This window comes from Sporosalibacterium faouarense (genome assembly GCF_016765695.1).
GTDB lineage: Bacteria > Bacillota > Clostridia > Tissierellales > VENL01 > Sporosalibacterium > Sporosalibacterium faouarense.
In genome coordinates, this window is sequence record NZ_JAETGO010000051.1 from 1 (window position 1) to 3203 (window position 3203).

Here is a 3203-nt window from a genome sequence, read left to right on the forward strand (position 1 = left end):
CGAACTGGACCCTATAGGAATACTTCTTGGTGGAACTTCGTTCCCAGTGAGAAGGTGTGGTGCACAGTACCCTAGTACTTGTCCCTAGTGCACCCTTGCGAAAAAACCTTGTTATAGGAAGTGATGACGCCCTTCACACAAATAATACTTCGCATAATATAAAAGTCGCGAAGAAAACCAACATCTGATTATGCTCTTTCTATGCAGTTGCAACTATTTTGTGTTTAATATTTCTTCTGCCAGTTTTTCATAAGATACTTTCGAAAAATCTGTTGCATCAACAGCAATTAGTACATCTCCATATTTGAAGTTACCGCATGCTTGTGCAGCATTTCTAAAACATTTAAATCATTAAAGAAACCATTTGAAGTAAGGCAGGGATGTCTTTCACTTGTGACGTCCCTTTCCACAAATCTCTTATGTATTACTTCAACATTGCCATCAAATAATACATTAATAACTTTGTAACCATATTTCTCCACCATTCGATGTAAGTTTTCACCAGCAGGATGAACAAAATTACTCTCAAAAATAAAGGTCTGATTTGCTCTCATAAGCATTTCACAAAAATGGAAAGACAAGTCATATGCCAATCGTGCATATATCTTAGATTCAGTTCTTGTATTTGTGTCATATTGAACTCTATCCCAGATTATTTCTTTCATCTTATCTTTGCATATTAAAGCAACCCTTAAATTTCCAGATAAATACTCTGCAAATCTTGTTTTTCCTACACCGGGCATTCCAGCAATAAGTATTAAGACTTTTTCCATACCAACACCACCTAATATAATTAATCTGCAATTCGTATTTTTCTACTAATACGTCATGGTCAGTTCTTTAATATATACCTATTCTCAACGGTTTTTCAAACAAAACCCCAAAAACATCCACGATATCATCATTTCCTATAACGTCTTCGTGTTTGCGACACCTTCGAACTGGACCCTAAAGAAATACCCATTTGTGGAACTTTGTTCCCAGTGAGAAGGTGTGGTGCACAAAGCCTCACAGCTTATCCCTAGTGCACATTTACGCAAAAATTTTGTTATGAGATGCAGTTGCGATTTTTTCAGATTAATAATATATAATTTACTATTTCTTTAATATTCTCTAAAAAGTATTATTCTTGTGTCATTGCTTCCAAATCCATTATTTAATTCATTAGCCCCAGCAATATGAATATAATAACTCATATTATCTAATTTATTTTCTTGAGGTCGTGTTATACTGGAAATCTGTTCATTACGAATTTCATAATAATCTCCTCTGATTCTTACTTTTGCTAATTCCCCAGTAAAATACAGTCCATAATATTTATATATACTCCCAGTAAATATGTCTCCATTACTTATTAATAATTCTATGTTATTCAAAAATTTATTAACAGAAACTAATTTTTTATTTATAACCCCTTTGACCTTATTTATTTCTACCTTCTCGTAATTTTCTTTGTTTGCAGTAATAGAATATCCTTTTGATAAACTCAATACAGTATATTCATTTCTAGAAGTCTGCTCTACTATTCTAAATCTAATACTTTTTAATATTTTGTTTTTAGTATAAATTATGGTAAACGTTTCCACTTTAGCTTCTTCGCTAAAACCTGTTGATTCACGAAATTTGCTCCACTCATCAATAAAGCTAATTTCATTTAAGTCATTACCAGATAATAAAGAAGGCTCTTCGAGCTTATTATAATAATAAATACATACCAACATAAAAACTATAATAAATATAAGACTAACTTTTATTTTTGAATAATTAGTTTTCATCCTAAAATCCTTTCTATGAACTAACGTCTAGTATTATATCCCTTACCAAATACTCTGTTAGCAACTATGTCTCATAACGTCTCGTGTTCCAGACGTTCCTAAGTCGGACCCAAAAGGTCTGCCCCATATTGGTGCTTGCACCCGACGAAGGAATGTGGTGCACATTACCCCAAAAACCTTCCATCATGCACCCTTGCTGGAACATATTGTTATATGATGGCCTTTATGGAAACTAGTACTAGCCTAAATTTAATATTTTAATCAATATAATACGAATATATACCATATCTATCCTTTAAAATCTTATCAATCAATTCTAAAGAACTATTCACTTCATTATCATCTTTTACTCCTAATTGTTTTCCATTGCCATTACGTAGATTAATAGCTATACCTAACAATTCATCCTTAGGTAAATCCTCAAAATCAGTAATTATAGGCTCTGGAAGGTTATGCCTTAGTGTCATTCCATCCATTTCTATAAGCATATCATCTAAATAATAACTATAAATTTGTGTTATATCATGTAAACTACCAATATTTATAATATAATTTTCACTTCTTAATTTCTTTAAAGCTTTCTTATTTTTAGTATTAATTACAATACGCACTTCACTTTGATGTTCGAAACATTTATCTTTTAAAAATAATTCCGAAGGAAATTGAGATGTTGTCATAAATGGTTTGCTTTTATCCAAATATCTTACAGGCCATATTAGCACTTCATTTCTTTTAATACCAATTTTCTCAAAATAATTATAGATTCTTTCAAAAAATTTATTTGGACTTTGTATAATTAGAAGAACTGGTTGTTTCTCTTCGGGTATGTTTTCTATCTCTTCTCTCGATTCATAATCATAAAAATCTTTAAAATAGTCTCTAGTTACATATTTTACATCAGCCCACTTTTGGGTTTCTTCAAAATACTGTGTCTTAAATGAGTGATTAAAAAGTCCAAACATGCAATAGCTTGGCATATCTAATATATCATCACTTCTTAAGTATGTAATCTCACCTATTGTATTTCCCTTTACAATATTTCTCTTTTTTCTATATTTCAATATATTATGTGAATCAAGTAATGGAAATGAAGCATACACACCTTCAAGTAAATCACCTCTACCTTTACCTTCTTTTTTTCTATCTCAATCCAATACTTTGGAGTATTAAATTTTATATTCCCTTTTTTACAAAATGAAACTGCGTATTGCTTTTCTGTGCATCTAAATAGCCAAAATAATTTTAAATCATTATTCACATAATCATCCCTTTTCAAATATCCAGTTTATTCTCAATAATCTACTTCTTCTCAACCTAAACACACATTTGTTTTTTTATGATTCAAAGCTAGTACAGGCTGTCATATAACGTTTCTAGAATATTGCGACGGTCCACACGTTCCCTGTGGACTGTCTGTAAATTCTATGT

General features: G+C 31.1%; 3 protein-coding genes. All 3 read right to left on the minus strand.

Translation table 11 applies throughout. The annotated features are described in order from the left end of the window. Positions 1-287: 287 nt before the first annotated feature. A complete protein-coding gene (locus JMO20_RS10675) occupies positions 288-773 on the minus strand; it encodes a P-loop nucleotide/nucleoside kinase family protein (protein ID WP_202709657.1) in 486 nt (161 codons plus the stop codon). Between the two features lie 330 nt (positions 774-1103). Next, entirely contained in the window at positions 1104-1775 is a 672-nt protein-coding gene (locus tag JMO20_RS10680) for a hypothetical protein (RefSeq protein ID WP_207753488.1), read from the minus strand. A 257-nt stretch (positions 1776-2032) separates the two neighbouring features. Beyond that, positions 2033-2875: a hypothetical protein gene (locus JMO20_RS10685; RefSeq protein WP_202709659.1), complete on the minus strand. Its 843-nt coding sequence runs from the start codon at positions 2873-2875 to the stop codon at positions 2033-2035. Between the last annotated feature and the right edge of the window lie 328 nt (positions 2876-3203).

Excerpts from the sequence above, each read along its gene's own strand:
- JMO20_RS10675 (WP_202709657.1), bottom strand. The coding sequence starts at position 773 with ATGGAAAAAGTCTTAATACTTATTGCTGGAATGCCCGGTGTAGGAAAA.
- JMO20_RS10680 (WP_207753488.1), bottom strand. The coding sequence starts at position 1,775 with ATGAAAACTAATTATTCAAAAATAAAAGTTAGTCTTATATTTATTATA.